The 15,940-nt window shown below is 65.1% G+C and carries 13 protein-coding genes; 7 read left to right on the top strand and 6 right to left on the bottom strand.

The window, feature by feature from the left end; all coding sequences use genetic code 11:
- Window positions 1-329: 329 nt before the first annotated feature.
- From waaF to HU720_RS21570, 7 genes are read left to right on the top strand one after another with little or no spacing between them, the layout of a single operon-like run.
- Window positions 330-1,379 (top strand): lipopolysaccharide heptosyltransferase II, encoded by a 1,050-nt coding sequence (gene waaF / locus HU720_RS21540; RefSeq protein ID WP_186522645.1) that lies wholly within the window; start codon window positions 330-332, stop codon window positions 1,377-1,379.
- The gene (waaC, locus tag HU720_RS21545; RefSeq protein WP_186522648.1) at window positions 1,380-2,438 is read left to right on the top strand and encodes a lipopolysaccharide heptosyltransferase I; all 1,059 of its coding nucleotides are present in this window, start codon (window positions 1,380-1,382) and stop codon (window positions 2,436-2,438) included.
- Complete coding sequence (locus HU720_RS21550) at window positions 2,438-3,562, top strand: glycosyltransferase family 4 protein (RefSeq protein ID WP_186522650.1); 1,125 nt, start codon at window positions 2,438-2,440, stop codon at window positions 3,560-3,562. The genes waaC and HU720_RS21550 overlap by 1 nt, the downstream gene beginning before the upstream one ends.
- Entirely contained in the window at window positions 3,559-4,365 is an 807-nt protein-coding gene (gene rfaP, locus HU720_RS21555; protein ID WP_186522652.1) for a lipopolysaccharide core heptose(I) kinase RfaP, read from the top strand. The genes HU720_RS21550 and rfaP overlap by 4 nt, the downstream gene beginning before the upstream one ends.
- Window positions 4,365-5,099: a lipopolysaccharide kinase InaA family protein gene (locus HU720_RS21560; protein WP_186522654.1), complete on the top strand. Its 735-nt coding sequence runs from the start codon at window positions 4,365-4,367 to the stop codon at window positions 5,097-5,099. Before rfaP ends, HU720_RS21560 begins: the two co-directional genes overlap by 1 nt.
- Complete coding sequence (locus HU720_RS21565) at window positions 5,096-5,848, top strand: lipopolysaccharide kinase InaA family protein (RefSeq protein ID WP_186522656.1); 753 nt, start codon at window positions 5,096-5,098, stop codon at window positions 5,846-5,848. Before HU720_RS21560 ends, HU720_RS21565 begins: the two co-directional genes overlap by 4 nt.
- The gene (locus tag HU720_RS21570) at window positions 5,848-7,290 is read left to right on the top strand and encodes a lipopolysaccharide kinase InaA family protein (protein ID WP_186522658.1); all 1,443 of its coding nucleotides are present in this window, start codon (window positions 5,848-5,850) and stop codon (window positions 7,288-7,290) included. Before HU720_RS21565 ends, HU720_RS21570 begins: the two co-directional genes overlap by 1 nt.
- Here HU720_RS21570 and HU720_RS21575 read toward each other — a convergent pair.
- From HU720_RS21575 to HU720_RS21600, 6 genes are all read right to left on the bottom strand, one after another.
- A complete protein-coding gene (locus HU720_RS21575) occupies window positions 7,287-10,046 on the bottom strand; it encodes a DUF6543 domain-containing protein (protein WP_186522660.1) in 2,760 nt (919 codons plus the stop codon). The genes HU720_RS21570 and HU720_RS21575 overlap by 4 nt on opposite strands.
- A 64-nt stretch (window positions 10,047-10,110) precedes the next feature.
- Complete coding sequence (locus HU720_RS21580; protein WP_186522662.1) at window positions 10,111-10,284, bottom strand: hypothetical protein; 174 nt, start codon at window positions 10,282-10,284, stop codon at window positions 10,111-10,113.
- The gene (locus HU720_RS21585) at window positions 10,281-11,393 is read right to left on the bottom strand and encodes a PepSY-associated TM helix domain-containing protein (RefSeq protein WP_186522663.1); all 1,113 of its coding nucleotides are present in this window, start codon (window positions 11,391-11,393) and stop codon (window positions 10,281-10,283) included. The genes HU720_RS21580 and HU720_RS21585 overlap by 4 nt, the downstream gene beginning before the upstream one ends.
- A 31-nt stretch (window positions 11,394-11,424) precedes the next feature.
- Window positions 11,425-13,854: a TonB-dependent siderophore receptor gene (locus HU720_RS21590; RefSeq protein WP_186522665.1), complete on the bottom strand. Its 2,430-nt coding sequence runs from the start codon at window positions 13,852-13,854 to the stop codon at window positions 11,425-11,427.
- A gap of 405 nt (window positions 13,855-14,259) precedes the next feature.
- The gene (locus HU720_RS21595) at window positions 14,260-15,204 is read right to left on the bottom strand and encodes a FecR family protein (RefSeq protein ID WP_186522667.1); all 945 of its coding nucleotides are present in this window, start codon (window positions 15,202-15,204) and stop codon (window positions 14,260-14,262) included.
- Window positions 15,201-15,719: an RNA polymerase sigma factor gene (locus HU720_RS21600; RefSeq protein WP_186522669.1), complete on the bottom strand. Its 519-nt coding sequence runs from the start codon at window positions 15,717-15,719 to the stop codon at window positions 15,201-15,203. Before HU720_RS21600 ends, HU720_RS21595 begins: the two co-directional genes overlap by 4 nt.
- Window positions 15,720-15,940 lie beyond the last annotated feature (221 nt).

A 15,940-nucleotide genomic window follows, 5' to 3' on the forward strand; every position in this document is an offset into this window, starting at 1 on the left:
CGCGAAAGGGCTGCGGAGCAGTCCCAGCGATTCTGGTGGGTGCTCAGATCCTGGGGCTGCTCCGCAGCCCTTTCGCGACACAAGGCCGCTCCTACACTGATCGCGTAGACGGCATCGATATGTGGATGGGCGAGCCCTGTGGGAGCTGGCGACAGCCTGCGATGAGGGCGCAACAAGCCTGCCGCAACCATGCCCGACAACCTCGGCGTGGGGCTTGCACCGCGATCTGGACCCCAGTGGTACACTGTCGGCCACATAGCCTGAATATAAAGAGGGGAGGCCAGGTTGCAGATCAGCCTGCAGCCTCCCCGAATGTTTCTGGATAAAGCATGAGAATACTGATCATTGGCCCCAGCTGGGTCGGCGACATGGTGATGGCGCAGACCTTGTTCCAGTGCCTGAAACAACAGCATCGCGACTGCGTGATCGATGTGCTGGCACCCGAGTGGAGCCGGCCGATCCTCGAACGCATGCCCGAAGTGCGTCAGGCCTTGAGCTTCCCGCTCGGCCATGGCGCGCTCGAACTGGCCACGCGCCGGCGCATCGGCAAATCGCTGGCTGGCCAGTACGACCAGGCGATCCTGCTGCCCAACTCGCTCAAGTCGGCGTTGGTGCCGTACTTTGCCGGTATCCCCAAGCGCACCGGCTGGCGCGGCGAGATGCGCTACCTGCTGCTCAACGACGTGCGCAAGCTCGACAAGGCGCGCTACCCGCTGATGATCGAGCGTTTCATGGCCCTGGCCTATGCGCCGGGCACTGAACTGCCGCAGCCCTACCCACGGCCGACCCTGCAGATCGAAGCCGCCAGCCGCGACGCGGCGCTGGCCAAGTTCGAGCTGGCCCTGGACCGCCCGGTGTTGGCCCTGTGCCCCGGCGCCGAGTTCGGCGAGGCCAAGCGCTGGCCGGCCGAGCACTATGCCGAAGTGGCCGATGCGATGGTCCGCCAAGGCTGGCAAGTGTGGCTGTTCGGCTCGAAAAACGACCACCCGGTGGGCGAGCAGATTCGCGAGCGGCTGATCCCGGGGCTGCGCGAAGAGTCGGTCAACCTGGCGGGCGAAACCTCGCTGGCTGAAGCCATCGACCTGATGTCCTGCGCCAGCGCCGTGGTGTCCAACGATTCGGGCCTGATGCACGTTGCCGCGGCGCTCAACCGCCCGCTGGTGGCGGTGTACGGCTCGACCTCGCCCGGCTTCACCCCGCCGTTGGCCGACCAGGTCGAGGTGGTGCGTACCGGTATCGAATGCAGCCCGTGCTTTGACCGCACCTGCCGCTTCGGCCACTACAACTGCCTGCGCCTGCTGGAGCCGCAAAAAGTCATCGCCGCCCTGCACAGCCTGGGCGGGCCTAGCCTGATCGACACCGTGGCCGAGGTCGACTGAGTGCGGGTACTGATCATCAAGACGTCGTCGCTGGGCGACGTCATTCACACCCTTCCGGCCATTACCGACGCCGCACAGGCCATCCCCGGCATCCGGTTCGACTGGGTGGTGGAGGAGGGCTTTGCCGAAATCCCAAGCTGGCACCCGGCGGTCGACCAGGTTATCCCGGTGGCGATCCGGCGCTGGCGCAAGAACCTCTGGCAAACCATCAAGAGCGGTGAGTGGAAGGCGTTCAAGCAGCGTGTGCGCGAGCGCAAGTACGACCTGGTGATCGACGCCCAGGGCCTGGTCAAGTCGGCCTGGCTGACCCGCTACGTCAAGGCGCCGGTCGCGGGCCTTGACCGCTATTCGGCCCGTGAAGGCTGGGCCAGCCGTTTCTATGACCGGCGCCTGTCGGTAGCCGTTGGCCAGCATGCCGTGGAGCGTGTTCGCCAGCTGTTCGCCCTGGCCCTGGCCTACGACCTGCCCGAAGGGCTGGGCGATTACGGCCTTGACCTGAACCGCCTGCAACTGCCGCCTGCGGCGCCTTATGTGGTGTTTCTGCATGGCACCACCTGGGCCACCAAACACTGGCCCGAGGCCTACTGGCGCGAGCTGGCCGAGCGGATGGGGCGGCGCCACCTACAGGTGATGCTGCCTTGGGGCAACCCCGCAGAAAAAGCCCGGGCCGAGCGTATTGCCCAAGGCCTGGGCAACTGCCAGGTGCTGCCCAAGCTGAACCTGGCGGGTGTTGCCCGTGTACTGGCAGCGGCCAAGGCCTGCGTGGCGGTGGACACCGGGCTGGGCCATCTGGCCGCCGCCCTGGATGTGCCGACCATTTCGCTGTTTGGCCCTACCAACCCTGGTTTGACCGGTGCCTACGGACGCGCCCAGATCCACCAGGCAAGCAACTTCCCCTGCGCCCCGTGCTTGCAGAAGAAGTGCACCTATAAACCGAGCGCCGAGGATCTGCGCCGGTTCGATCTCAAACGCGAGTGGCCGCTGTGCTTCACTCGCTTGAATCCCGAGCATGTTGCGGGCCGCTTGAGCGCGCTGCTGCTGGCTGAGGATGTGCGTTGATGCAATTGGCTTTTGTGCTCTACAAATATTTCCCGTTTGGCGGGCTGCAGCGCGACTTCATGCGTATCGCCCTCGAATGCCAACGGCGTGGCCACCAGATCCGCGTGTATACGCTGATCTGGGAAGGCGACATTCCGCCGGGCTTCGAAGTGCTGGTGGCGCCGGTCAAGGCGCTGTTCAATCATCGACGCAACGAAAAGCTCACCGCCTGGATGCAGGCCGACCTTGCCAAGCGCCCGGTCGACCGCCTGATCGGCTTCAACAAAATGCCGGGGCTGGATGTCTACTACGCCGCCGACGGCTGCTTCGAAGACAAGGCCCAGACCCTGCGCGGCAGCCTGTACCGGCGCTGGGGCCGCTATCGTCACTTTGCCGACTACGAGCGCGCGGTGTTCGCCAAGGATGCTCGCACCGAGGTGCTGATGATCTCCGAGGTCCAGCAGCCGCTGTTCATCAAGCATTACGGCACGCCCGAGGCGCGCTTCCACCTGTTGCCGCCTGGTATTTCCCAGGACCGTCGCCGCCCGGCCGACGCCGATGCCATTCGCGCCGAGTTTCGCCGTGAGTTCGGCCTGGCCGATGACGAGCTGCTGCTGGTGCAGATCGGCTCGGGATTCAAGACCAAGGGCGTGGACCGCAGCATCAAGGCTGTGGCCGCGCTGCCGGCCCACCTGCGCAAGCGCACCCGGCTGATGGTCATCGGCCAGGACGACCCCAAGCTGTTCCAGGTACAGAGCGCAGCCCTGGGCCTGGGCGATCAGGTGCAGTTTCTCAAGGGGCGCAGCGATATCCCGCGTTTCCTGCTCGGCGCCGACCTGCTGATCCACCCGGCGTACAACGAAAACACCGGCACCGTGCTGCTCGAAGCGCTGGTCGCTGGCTTGCCGGTGCTGGTCTCGAAGGTGTGCGGCTACGCCCATTACATCGCCGAGGCCGATTGCGGCCTGGTGCTGGATGAGCCGTTCGCGCAGGAGCAGCTCAACAGTTACCTGCAGCGCATGCTCGAAGACGACGTGGCCCGTGCTGCCTGGTCGAGCAACGGCGTGGCCTTTGCCGACACGGCTGACCTGTACAGCATGCCGCAGCATGCCGCCGACGTGATTCTGGCTGGAGAGCAGGCATGAAGCTGATACTGGCCGAGCCGTTCAAGCGCTTGTGGGCCGGGCGCGACCCGTTCGACGCCGTCGAGCAGTTGCAGGGCGAGGTGTACCGCGAGCTTGAAGGCCGCCGCACGCTGCGCACCGAGGTCGAGGGCGCAGGCTTCTTCGTCAAGATTCACCGCGGCATTGGCTGGGGCGAGATTTTCAAGAACCTGTTCAGCGCCAAGCTGCCAGTGCTCGGCGCCGGCCAGGAGTGGCGCGCCATCGAGCGCCTGCACCAGGTCGGTGTGCCGACCATGACCGCCGTGGCCTACGGCGAGCGGGGCAGCAACCCGGCGACCCAGCATTCGTTCATCGTCACCGAAGAGCTGGCACCGACCGTGAGCCTGGAAGACTTCAGCCTTGATTGGCTCAAGCAGCCGCCAGCGCCACGCCTGAAGCACGCGCTGATTGCCGAAGTGGCGAAGATGACCGGCGGCATGCACCGTGCGGGGGTCAACCACCGTGACTGCTACATCTGCCACTTCCTGCTGCACACCGACCGCCCGGTCACCGCAGACGACTTCAGGCTGTCGGTGATCGACCTGCACCGCGCACAAACCCGCGCGCGTATAACCCGCCGCTGGCGTGACAAAGACCTGGCGGCGTTGTATTTCTCGGCGCTGGACATCGGCCTCACCCGCCGCGACAAACTGCGCTTCTTGCGCGGTTACTTCCAGCAGCCGCTGCGCCAGGTGCTCAAGGACGAAGCGGCACTGCTCGCCTGGCTTGAGCGCAAGGCGCAGAAACTCTACGACCGCAAGCAACGCTATGGGGACGCACTCTGATGGCGGGTTGGACACTGGCGCCGGGCTATGAGGCCCTGGCAGCAGACTTCGGCAGCCTCGAGGCGGTGTTTGCCTTACAGGGCGAGCGCCTGACCCGCGACCCGTTGAGCGAGGTCGTGCGTGTCGAGCGTGATGGGGTCAACTACTACGTCAAGCGCTACACCGGCGCCGGCAAGCACATGCGTCGCTACCTTGGCCGCCCGCGTATCAAGGCCGAGTGGCAGAACCTCAAGCAGTTCGCCAAGTGGGGCATTCCCACGGCAGAAGTGGTGGCCTGGGGCCTTGAACGCCACGGCCTGGCGTTTGGCCGTGGGGCGATGATCACCCGTGAGCTGCCGAATACCGAAGACCTTTCGGCACTGGCCGAGCGCAACGACCCGCGCCTGCGCGACCGGGCCTGGGTCGACCACCTGAGCCGCCAGCTGGCGCGGCATACCCGGCAGATGCATGACCACCACTTCGCCCACAATGACCTGAAGTGGCGCAACCTGCTGGTGGATGACCAGGGCACGCTGTTCTTCATCGATTGCCCAACGGGTGATTTCTGGCGTGGCTTCATGCTGCGCCACCGCCTGATCAAGGACCTGGCGTGCCTGGACAAGGTCGCCAAATATCACCTGTCGGCCACGCAGCGCCTGCGCTTCTACCTGCAGTACCGTCGGCACGAGCGCCTTACGGCGCGGGATAAACGGCGGATTCGCCAGGTACTGAGCTTTTTCGAGGGAAGGGAATGACCGATTACCTGGCCAGCGCCGACCAGGCGCTGCTCAAGCGCCATGGCCTGAGCGACTTCGAGGCGTTGTGGGCGTTGCAACTGGAGGCCGTGGACGAGCCGAACACCGGCCGTGGCGGTTTCAGCAGCGTGTTCCGCCTGGAACTCGAAGGCAAGGGCTACTACCTCAAGCGCCAGAGCAACTACTTCACCCGCAGCCTGCACCGGCCATTCGGCGAGCCCACCTTCGCCCGCGAGTTTCGCAACATCAGCCGCTACCAGAAGCTGGGCATACCGGCCTTGCAGGCGGTGTTCTACGGCGAGCGCAAGCAGGCCGGCCAGCACCGCGCAGTGCTGATGACCCGTGCGCTGGACGAATGGACCGACCTTGACCGCCTGCTGGCGCAGTGGCCGCAGCTCGTCCCGGCGCAGCGCCACGGCATTCTGCAAGGATGCGGCCAGTTGGCGCGCACGCTGCACGCTGCCGGGCAGATGCACGGGTGTTTCTATCCCAAGCACATCTTCCTGCGCGAGCGCCGCGAAGGCTGGCAGGCGCAACTGATCGACCTCGAGAAAACCCGCCCGCTGCTGTTCGGCATGCGCGACCGGGTCAAGGACCTGGAGCCGCTGCTGCGCCGCGCCAGTATCTGGAGCGACGCTGATATACGGGTACTGCTGGCCGCCTATCTGGCCCAGCCCGAAGGCAGCGCTGTGCTCGACACCTGGCTGCAACGCCTGACGCAACGCCGCCGCCACAAGGAGGGCCGCTGATGCGCCTGTCCGAACTGAAAGCCGCCGGGCGCAGCCCGCAAGTGCCGCTGACCATCACCCTGGCCGATGCCGCTGGCGCCGCAGACTTGCAACTGCTCAGCCTGCTGCGCGTATTGCCTGGCCAACGCTACGTGGGCGCGGGTATCTGGCGGGGCACCAAGGTGCTGGCCAAGCTGCTGGTCGGCGGCAACGCTGCGCGCCACTTCCAGCGTGAGCTGGACGGCGCCCGGCTGATGGCGGCCCAGGGCCTGACCACGCCACGCCTGCTGGCCGATGGCCTGAAAGAAGGCGAAGGCGGCTGGCTGTTGTTCGAGTTCATAGAAAACGCCGAAAGCCTGGGCGACGCCTGGGCCGCGGTCGAGCACTTGCCCATGCTTGCCGATGAGCAGCACCTGGTGCTCGGCGAGGCGTTGACGGCGGTTGCGCAAATGCATGCCAAAGGCCTGTGGCAGCAAGACCTGCACCTGGACAACCTGCTGCGTCAAGGCGGCCAGCTGTACCTGATCGACGGCGCCGGCATCAAGGCTGAAACCCCAGGCCAGCAGTTGTCGCGCCAGCGCGTGCTGGAAAACCTCGGGGTGTTCTTCGCGCAGTTGCCCAAGCGCCTGGAGCCCTTCATCGAGGAAGCGCTGGTGCATTACCTGCTGGCCAATGCCGAGCATGCGCTGCCGCTGGAAGCGTTGCTCAAGCAGGTCGACAAGGTGCGCAGCTGGCGCCTGAAAGATTACCTGGATAAAGCCGGGCGCGAGTGCACGCTGTTCAGTGTCGAGCGCAGCCTGTCGGGGCTGCGGGCCATCTGCCGCAGTGAAGTGCAGGCACTGGCCCCGGTGCTGGAGCAGGCCGACACCTACCTGGATCAGGGCCACCTGTACAAGACCGGCGGCGCCGCCAGCGTGGCGCGCATTGATGTCGACGGTCGCCCGTTGGTGCTCAAACGCTACAACATCAAGAACACCGCGCACTGGTTCAAACGCTTCTGGCGCCCCAGCCGGGCCTGGCATTCCTGGATCGAGGGCCATCGCCTGATGTTCCTCGACATCGCCACCCCCCGCCCGCTGGCGCTGCTGGAAACCCGCACCCTTGGCCTGCGCAACCGCGCCTACCTGCTGACCGAGTACATCGACGGCCCGGACCTGGCCGCGTGCTTTGCGCCGTTCGTCGAAAGCGGCGAGGCCCCGGACGAGCAGGTCGACGCTCTGGTGCAACTGATGCAGCAACTGATTCGCGAGCGCATCAGCCACGGCGATTTCAAAGGCCACAACCTGTTCTGGGTAGATGGGCGCTGGTCGCTGATCGACCTCGACGCCATGTGCCAGCACGCCACCCAGATGAGCTTTGCCAAGGCGTTCGCCCGTGACCGTGCCCGGTTGCTGCGCAACTGGCCGAGCAGCAGCGCGCTGTATCAGCGCCTGGACCAGCGTCTGCCACGCCTGGCCGACTAACCGCGCCCAGCCTGTGGCAGCGCCAGCCAGTCGCTGCTCAGGCCTGGCTGGCGCACGCGGATGCGCCACTGCCCTTGCTGCAGGCGCAACACCGCCCAGGCCGGGGCGCGGGCCTCAGTCAACTGCAAGTGGTAATGGCCTGCCAGCAAATGCCGGCGTACGGGCAACTGCCAGTTGTGCAGTCGCAGGTAAAGTTCGCCGTCGGCATCGAACAGCCCTGCTTCTTCGGCTAGAGCCTCGCCTTCCCGCACGGGGTCAAGCTGGCAGTCGTCCAACAGTGCCTGCAAGTCTGGCAACCCGTCGTGCCACAGTACGGGTGAGTCCACCACCCATTCGCCGCTGCTCAGTTGCTTGACCGGCAATTGGCTGTAGGCGTTCGGCTGCCTGGGGTCGACGGCCCGCCAGCGCTGGCCATCGAATTCCACATGGTAGAAACGGCCCTGCAGGTCGCGGATGAAATAGCGGTCTGGCCCGGGCCCACTGTTGACCTGCTCGTAGACCTTGGCGTCATGGACACCGTCGATGCGGTAACGCAAGCGGGCCAGTTCCGCTTCCACCTGATGGCTGGCCGGCAGTGGCTTGGGTGGGGTCGGTGGCAAGCCACGCATGGCACGACGGATGACGGCTGAGCCGGCGAAGCTGTTGATGCCGTCAGTGGCATGGCTGATGGCCGCGATGGCGTGGTGCAGCGCTGCCTCGCGGTCGTCCTTGTGCATGGCCTCAAGGCCATCCCAGATCGAGATTGCCATTCTGCCGAAGGCCAGTGCGGTCATGGCGGGCGCCGGCAACACGAGGCTTACCAGGTCGAGAATCACCCGCAAGGTGTTCAGGCCGAACTCGCCCAGCAGCTCGCTATTGCTGCGGGTACTGGCGTCGGCCTCGGCGATCAGGGCGTGCACCTCGGCGCGGTAGCAGGCGTCGAACAGGTTGCCCTCGATGCTGTCCAGGCGCAGGTGCGGGCTAAGTCCGCCTTTGACCAGCAGCTGTTCCAGGCGCGCCGCGCTGGCTGCCGGGGCCCGCCCCTTGAGGTAAGTGCGCAGCGGCGTGTTTCTGCGGATCTCGCGTAGCAACGCCCGGGCGTTGTGCCATTCGCGCCAGGCGCGACGGTCTGGGGCATCCGGGGTGTAGAGCATGAGCGAGTCGATGTTGGCTACGGAACTGTTGATCAGCAATACACCTTGCAGGGTGTGGCCTTCGATGACGACCTGGCGCACCGCGAAAGGGTGTTGTTCCAGGCTGGCACGCTGCGCGCTGTCCGGGTGGTCGAGCACGGTTTTCGCCCAGGTGTAGCCGCGTTCGAACGGGTCTTGGAGCAGGTGCCTGGCGTAGCGCGCCTTGGCCAGTTCGGCCCGCATCCGGGCGCGGTTGATGCGCCCGTGGGCTTCCATGCGCCAGCGCGCCTCGGCGCTTTGCAGCAGGTGCTTGCGCACGAACTGGCTGTAGCTGGCGCCGGCATCCAGTTCGCGGACCATAGCCTTGACCTGATCTGGCCCCAGGCCATCGATCAGGCTGCCGTCGATGTGCTGCACCCGTGCGGTGAGCCAGTAATCGACATCGAACCACGCCACGTTGAGCAGGGCCAGCTCGTCCAACTGGTAGCTGACCGGCACCATCTCGATGGTGTCACCGACTTGCGGCCGGCTGGCCACGGCAATGTAGCTGGAGGGGTTGAGTGGGTCGAGCAGTGGGCCTATGCGCCGCGCCAGGGTGACGCTGATGTGGATGTCCTGGGGCGCTGTGGCCACCCGCAGGTCCCGTTGCAGGCGCTCGGTCAGGCGTTGGCGAACCCAGCCGAGCAAGGTGTGGCGCTGGCTGAACTGGGCGAGGTCGGGAATGCCTGGGGCGCGTGCCTGCGCTACGGCATTGCCCAGCTCCTGCATGGTTTGCAGGATGTGGGTGATGGACTGGGCCGGGGCGCTACGCATCCATCCCGGCATGTGCTTTTCCAGCAACAGGGCGTAGCGGGTGGCCAGCACCGGCGGGCTGCCCATGCTGCCGACCAGGTCCAAAGCCTTGCTGACCATGTCGCCGTCCGCGGCGGTTGCCTGCGGCCAGGCGCGGTGCAGGCGCTTGCGCTGGGTGTCGATCATGCTGCTGACCTGATATTCGACCATGTCATCGGCGTACCAGTCGTAGCGCAGCCGGTCGGCGCGCTGAATCAGCGAGGCATCTTCAGGGTCTGCCAGCAGGTTGAGGATCGGGCGGCTCTGCAGTGGGTCGTCGATGCGTTCACACAGCTCGGTATGCAGTTCAGCCAGGCTGTCGAAGGTTTCGATACCGTAACTGAGGCTGCACATCATGGCCTTGCCGAGGGCCTCGCCCGGCACTGCGTCGCTGCCTTGCGGGCCGTCGGCAACCAGCACGAAGGCGCCGGGAAGGTATAGCCGGCGGTTGGGCGAGGCGCTGCTGAACAGCAGCCGATAGGCCTGCGCCCGCTGTTCGCCAGGCAAGTGCTGGCGTTGCCAGGACAACGGCAATTCCAGGCAGGTGCGCAGCAGGAACACATGCTCGTTGCCCAAGGTCTGGTCGGCCAGACGCAGTTCAAGCTGGGCCAGCAGTTGCTCGTGGCGCAGTTGGCGCAACGCCTGCTGCTGGGAGCGTCCATTGTCGTCGGTGCTTGCCCAGAACTGCGCCAGGTCGCCGAACAATTGCTGGCGCATGGGCAGAGGGGCGAGCCCGGCTTGCAGGGTCGGAAACCCGCGCTGCAGGTCGGCAAGCCGGGTATCGAGTGCTTCGAGTTGTTCCAGTGGGGTCATGTTGAGGCTCCTGTGCAGGGAGAGGGAGCCTCGGGTATCAACGCCCTGCTTAGGAGGTAGTCGGCTAGCGCCTGAACCCGGAAAAACCGATGGCGGCCGATAGCCCCAGCCCCAGCCAGGCCAGCGCATCCCAGGCGCCATCACCGAGCAGTGCGGCGAACAGCCCGGCCAGGCCTAGCACGCCGAGCACCGCTGGCCAGGCGAAGATACGTAGCGTGCCTTGGGATTTATGGCTCATTGGCTCACCTGCCGGGCTTTGCGTTGCTTGCCCCACCACAGGTACAGCCCGCTGCCGAGCACGATGATGGTCAGCACATCGAGCAGGGCCCAGAGAATCTGCATGGGCCGCCCGCCGTAGTCACCAAAATGCAGCGGTTGCGACAGGCCCATGGCGTCCATGTACCAGGGCCGCTCACCGACTGCGGTGACCTGCAGGGTGCGGGCATCGATCAGCACCGGGGTGAGCAGGTGCGAGGTCAGGTGGCTGGCGCCTTTCATGAACACCGCATAGTGGTGTTCGCTGGAAAACCGGGTGCCTGGGAAGGCGATGAAGTCAGGGCGCATGCCGGGCGCAGCCTGCGCCGCAATGCTGAGCAGGTGCGTGGCTGGCGCCCGCTCGGTGAGCGGCGGGGCATCACGGTAGGGCGCGACCATGGCCGCGAGGCTGTCGTTGCGCCAGGCAGCGATCACCACGTCGGACAGCGCGCTGATCACCCCGGTAACACCGACCACCAGCGCCCAGCTGAGGGTCACGATGCCGATCAGGTTGTGCAGGTCGAGCCAGCGCAGCCTGGGCGATTTGTCGTGGCGCACGCTGGCAAATTTCAGCCGGCGCATGAACGGTGCGTACAGCACGGTGCCTGAAACGATAGCGACGATGAACAGCACCCCCATGAACGCCAGCAGCAGTTTGCCCGGCAGCCCGGCGAACATGTCCACATGCAGGCGCAGCAGCGTCATCATCAGGCCGCCATTGGCCGCAGGCATCGCCACCGCTTCGCCGGTGCGCGCGTCGAGCATGAACGTGTGCGATGAATTGGGCTCGGTAGCGGCGGTGGCGGCCGTGATAGCGACCACGCCGTTGGCTTCGTCTTCGTCGTAGCCGAAGTACTGCATGACCTCGCCTGGGCGGTGCTGTTCGGCCTTGAGCACCAGTTGCTGCAGGCCCAGATGCGGGGTGTCAGCGGGCATCTGGCGCAGCTGCGGGGCATCGCCGAGCAGGTGTTCAAGCTCGTGATGGAAGATCAGCGGCAAGCCGGTGAGGGCCAGCAGTAACAGGAACAGCGTGCAGACCAGGCTGCTCCAGGTGTGGATGAAAGACCAGCGGCGGATGGTTTGGCTTTTCACGGTTCAGCCTTTGTTCTGCGACCTGGGATGCTCACCACTTGTAGGTCGCACTGGCGACGACGCTGCGTTGGTCACCGAAGTAGCAGTAGTAGCCGTCGCAGGTGGAGATGTAGTCCTTGTTCAGCAGATTGGTGGCGTTGATTGCCACCGAAGCACCCTTGAGGCTGTTGTCCAGGCGCCCGAGGTCGTAGTGCACCGCCGCATCGAACACGGTGTAGGCGTCGGCCTTGCCAAGCCAGGTATTGCCCTGATCGCCGTAGGTGTTGCCGGTATAGCGTGCGCCCAGGCCGATACCAAAGCCGTCCAGCGCACCGGTGCGCCAGGTGTAGTCGGCCCATAGCGACGCCTGCTGATTGGGCATCAATTGCAGGCGGTTGCCTTTATACAGGCCGTCCTGCACTTCGGACTTGGCCAGGGTGTAGGCCGCGGTCACCTTGAGGTTTTCGTTCACCTCGGAAACGGCTTCAAGCTCCAGACCCTGTACCTTCACTTCACCGGTCTGGCTGGTGACCGGTACGTTGCCGACGTTGTTGGTAACCGAGACGTTCTTCTGGGTCAGCTCATACACCGCAGCCGTCAGCAGCGTATTCGAGCCGGGCGGTTGGTACTTGATGCCCAGCTCCCACTGTTGCCCCTCGGTAGGCTTGAGCGAGTTGGTGGCAGTGACGTCGGATTTGCTGGCCGGCTGGAATGACTCGGCGTAGGACAGGTAAGGCACCAGGCCTGAGTCGAACACATAGCTGAGGGCGGCATTGCCGCTGAACTTGCGATTGCGCTGGGTGCTATTGGTGTTGTTCTTGTGGAACTCGGTGTCGGTGTGCACCCAGTCCTGACGACCGCCCAGGGTCAGGCGCCATTTATCGAGGGCCATCTGGTCCTGGATGTACACGCCGGTCTGGCGGGTTTTCTGGTTGTAGTCGTAGAGGGCATCGGCGCGAGGCGGGCGGGTGATGGGCAAGCCGTGCACCGGGTTGTTGACGTTGATGGGCGGCGCGGTGCCGAAGATCGCCAGGAAGTTGTTGTTCATGCGCTGGTGGTCCAGGCCGAGCAGCAGGGTATGGCTGATGGCGCCTGTGTCGAAGTTGCCTTGCAGGTTGTTGTCGACCGCGAACTGGCTGATGTCTTCATCAACATTGGTGGTACCACGGCCGGTATTGCCCTGATCGTCCACGACGTAGCCAATGCTCGGGTAATAGCTGTTGACGGTGACCGTCTGGAACGACAGGTCGGACTTGGTGTAGCGCAGGTTCTGGCGCAACTGCCAGGTGTCGTTCAGGCGGTGTTCGAAGGTGTAGCCCAGCGCGTAGTAGGTGCGGTCGTAGTAGTCGTAGTCCGGGTCACCGAGGTTCTTGTGGCGCGAGACCTTGCCGAAGGGCATGTCGATCTTGGTGCCTTGCAGCGGGTAGAACTGGCTGGTGACGCCGGTATCGTCGCGGGTGAACTGGGTCAACAAGGTCAACGATGTGTCGTCGTCGATGTTCCAGGTCAGGCTGGGGGCGATGTTGTAGCGCTTGTTCTCGACGTGATCGATTTGCGTGCCGCTGTCGCGGACCACCCCGCTCAAGCCATATAGAAATTGGCCTTGGTCATCGATCTTGCCGGTGCTGGCAAAATTGATCTGGCGGTGGTTGTCGCTGCCGTACTGCACCTGGATCTCGTGGGCGCTTTCGGCTTGCGGCCTGCGGCTGACGATATCCAACAGGCCGCCAGGTGGCGTCTGGCCGTACACCGAGGATGCCGGGCCGCGAAGCAGGGCGAGGCGGTCCAGGTTCCAGGTCTCGGGTTTGGAGTTGGCATAAACGCCGCGCGGCAGTGGCAGGCCATCGAGGAAGTGCGTGGGCTCGAAGCCACGTACGCGCATCCAGTCGTAGCGCGTATCGCTGCCGAAGCTGGCGGAGACGATACCGGGCATGTAGCGCACGGCGTCGTCCAGGCTATGCACGCTGCGGTCGTCCATTTGCTGGCGAGTGGCGACGGAGATCGAGCGTGGGGCTTCGACCAGCGCGGTGTCGGTCTTGCTGCCGACGGCGGTGCGGTTGGCCAGGTAACCATTCACCGGGCCCCAGGCGCTTTCACTGTCGCTGCTTGCGTTGATGTCGGTAGTGGGCAAGGCGATTGCGTTGTTCTCGACTGCCACCAGGCTGTAACTGCCGGCGCTGCCTTGCTGCAGTTGCAGGCCGGTCCCCAGCAGGGCGGCCTGCAAGGCGCCGACGCCGTTGTACTGGCCGTTAACCGGTGCCGAGGTGCGACCGCTGGCCAGTGCCGGGTCCAGTGCCAGGGCGATGCCTGCCTGGCTGGCGATCTGGTTCAGGGTGCTGGCCAAGGGGCCGGCCGGTACGTCATAGGCGCGCACGGCGGACTGCTCGGCAGCGAACAGGGCTGGGCTGGCCAATGGCGCGGCCAGGCTGATGGCCAGGGCCATCAGGCGGGGGCGAAGCAAAGCATCAACAGCGCGGGACATGCAGCGGCTCCTCGACAAAAAGGGTGCTAATTGCTTCCTTGCCGAGCGAGATTGAAAAAGTGACAGGGGTGGATGAAAAATATTCTTGCCGGTGATGGATAAAGCCTTCATGGCCTCATCGCAGGCTATCGCCCCACGGAGGTAGTGCCCAACCGCAACATTGCTGGCTGGCCCCAATCCTGTGGGAAACGATAGTTAGTTGTGGCGAGCGGGCTTGTCCCGCGTTGGGCTGCGCAGCAGCCCTGAAAACCCCAGGGGCTGCTGTGCAGCCCAACGCGGGACAAGCCCGCTCGCCACAACGGAGCTCGCCACAACGGAGCTCGCCACAAGGAGATGTGTCTGGCGAGAAAAGGCTTGTACAAAACCATAGAATCTCCCACAGATGCCCTCGGGCGGCAGCCCGGATTACTTGGCGCTGATAGTCACCCACCATGGCGTGTGTTGTTCGATTTTCACCGGCAGGGCCGGCAGCAGCGAGGCCAGTGCCAGGTTGGTGTCGGTCAGTGGGAAGCTGCCGCTGATGCGCAGGTCGGCAACCTCGTCCGCCACACCCAAGTGGCCACTGCGGTACTGGCCGAGGGTGGCAACCAGGTCTGCCAGGCGCACGTTGTCCACCACCAGCATGCCGCGGGTCCAGGCGTCGGCGCCTACCGCGACCGCCTCTACCGGCCCCTGCCCATCGGCGCTCATCAACACCTGACGGCCTTCGGCCAGCACCTGCTCATCGCCGCTGTTGCGCGGTTTGGCCGCAACCTGTGCCTGCAACACCTCAAGGCGTGTGCCTGCGGCCTCGCGCTTGACCAAAAAGCGTGTACCCAGCGGCCGTAGCCGGCCATCGTCGGTTTGCACCAGCAGTGGCCGGGTGTCTTCATGCCCGGTTTCGACGGAAATTTCGCCCTGATGCAGCACGATCACCCGTTCGCTGCCGTGGAAGTCGATATCGACCGCAGTGCCGGTATTCAGGCTCAGCAGCGTGCCGTCCTCAAGGCGCAACGTGCGCAGTTCGCCGGTGCTGGTGCGCTGATCGGCCAGCCAGTAACTGGCCGACAGGCTCGGCAAACCGGCCCAGGCCAGCAACCCGCCCAGTACCAGCATGCCGGCGAGCCCGCCGAGGCGCTGGCGCATGCCGCTGCGCGACTGTTGCAGGGCATGCCGGGCAGGGCCGGCAGCGGCGGTGACGCGCTGGTCGAGCAGGCCCAGTTGCAGCCAGGCACGGGCGTGTTCTTCGTGGGCGGCGTGCCAGCGCATGAACGCGTTGCGCTCATCGGGCGTGCCGCTGCCCTGGTCCAGGCACAGCTTCCAGGTAATGGCAGCTTCGAGCACCGAGCTGGAAACCGGGGCGTTGTTCATGTGGGCTGGCCGTACAGGGCGATGTAGCACTGGCGCATGCCCTGGGCCAGGTACTGGCGTACCCGCGATACCGACACGCCGAGGCGCTCGGCGATTTCGGTGTGGCCCATGCCGTCCAGGCGGTTGTGCAGGAAGGCGGCGCGCGCTTTGCTCGACAGCTTGCCGAGCAAACGGTCGATGGCCTTGAGGTCTTCGAGAATCAGCAGTTGCTGCTCAGGCGACGGCTGTTCGGCCTCGGGCATCAGCGCCAGCTCCGAGAGGTAGGCTTGCTCCAGGGCTGCGCGGCGGAAATGGTCGAACAGCAGGCCTTTGGCCACAGCGGCGAGAAAAGCACGGGGTTCACGCGGGGTGTCCAGACGCTCGCGGCCTAGCAGGCGCACGAACGTGTCCTGGCTCAGGTCTTCGGCGCGCTGGCGGCAGGCGGTACTGCGTTGCAGCCAGGCCAGCAGCCAGCCGCGGTGGTCGCGGTACAGCGCGCCGACCAGATGGGCATGTGGGCTCTGCGCAGGCGCCAAGGAACGTCCCCTGAAAAGAATGCGTTAACTAACGATAATTATTCGCGATTGTGGCAGAGGCGCGGGGCGGGTGCAATTGACGCTTATCGGTTTGCGGTTGTTTGAGTTAACTAAAAAAACGTGGGAGCGGGCCGTGCTCAATAGGTAGTCGTGGCGAGCGGGCTTGTCCCGCGTTGGGCTGCGCAGCAGCCCTGAAAACCCTAGGGGCTGCTGCGCAGCCC

It is taken from the genome of Pseudomonas sp. SWRI51, assembly GCF_014268825.1.
Classification (GTDB): Bacteria; Pseudomonadota; Gammaproteobacteria; order Pseudomonadales; family Pseudomonadaceae; genus Aquipseudomonas; species Aquipseudomonas farsensis.

Excerpts from the sequence above, each read along its gene's own strand:
- HU720_RS21550 (WP_186522650.1), top strand. The coding sequence starts at position 2,438 with ATGCAATTGGCTTTTGTGCTCTACAAATATTTCCCGTTTGGCGGGCTG.
- HU720_RS21590 (WP_186522665.1), bottom strand. The coding sequence starts at position 13,854 with ATGTCCCGCGCTGTTGATGCTTTGCTTCGCCCCCGCCTGATGGCCCTG.
- HU720_RS21565 (WP_186522656.1), top strand. The coding sequence starts at position 5,096 with ATGACCGATTACCTGGCCAGCGCCGACCAGGCGCTGCTCAAGCGCCAT.
- HU720_RS21580 (WP_186522662.1), bottom strand. The coding sequence starts at position 10,284 with ATGAGCCATAAATCCCAAGGCACGCTACGTATCTTCGCCTGGCCAGCG.
- waaF (WP_186522645.1), top strand. The coding sequence starts at position 330 with ATGAGAATACTGATCATTGGCCCCAGCTGGGTCGGCGACATGGTGATG.
- HU720_RS21560 (WP_186522654.1), top strand. The coding sequence starts at position 4,365 with ATGGCGGGTTGGACACTGGCGCCGGGCTATGAGGCCCTGGCAGCAGAC.
- rfaP (WP_186522652.1), top strand. The coding sequence starts at position 3,559 with ATGAAGCTGATACTGGCCGAGCCGTTCAAGCGCTTGTGGGCCGGGCGC.
- HU720_RS21575 (WP_186522660.1), bottom strand. The coding sequence starts at position 10,046 with ATGACCCCACTGGAACAACTCGAAGCACTCGATACCCGGCTTGCCGAC.
- HU720_RS21595 (WP_186522667.1), bottom strand. The coding sequence starts at position 15,204 with ATGAACAACGCCCCGGTTTCCAGCTCGGTGCTCGAAGCTGCCATTACC.
- HU720_RS21570 (WP_186522658.1), top strand. The coding sequence starts at position 5,848 with ATGCGCCTGTCCGAACTGAAAGCCGCCGGGCGCAGCCCGCAAGTGCCG.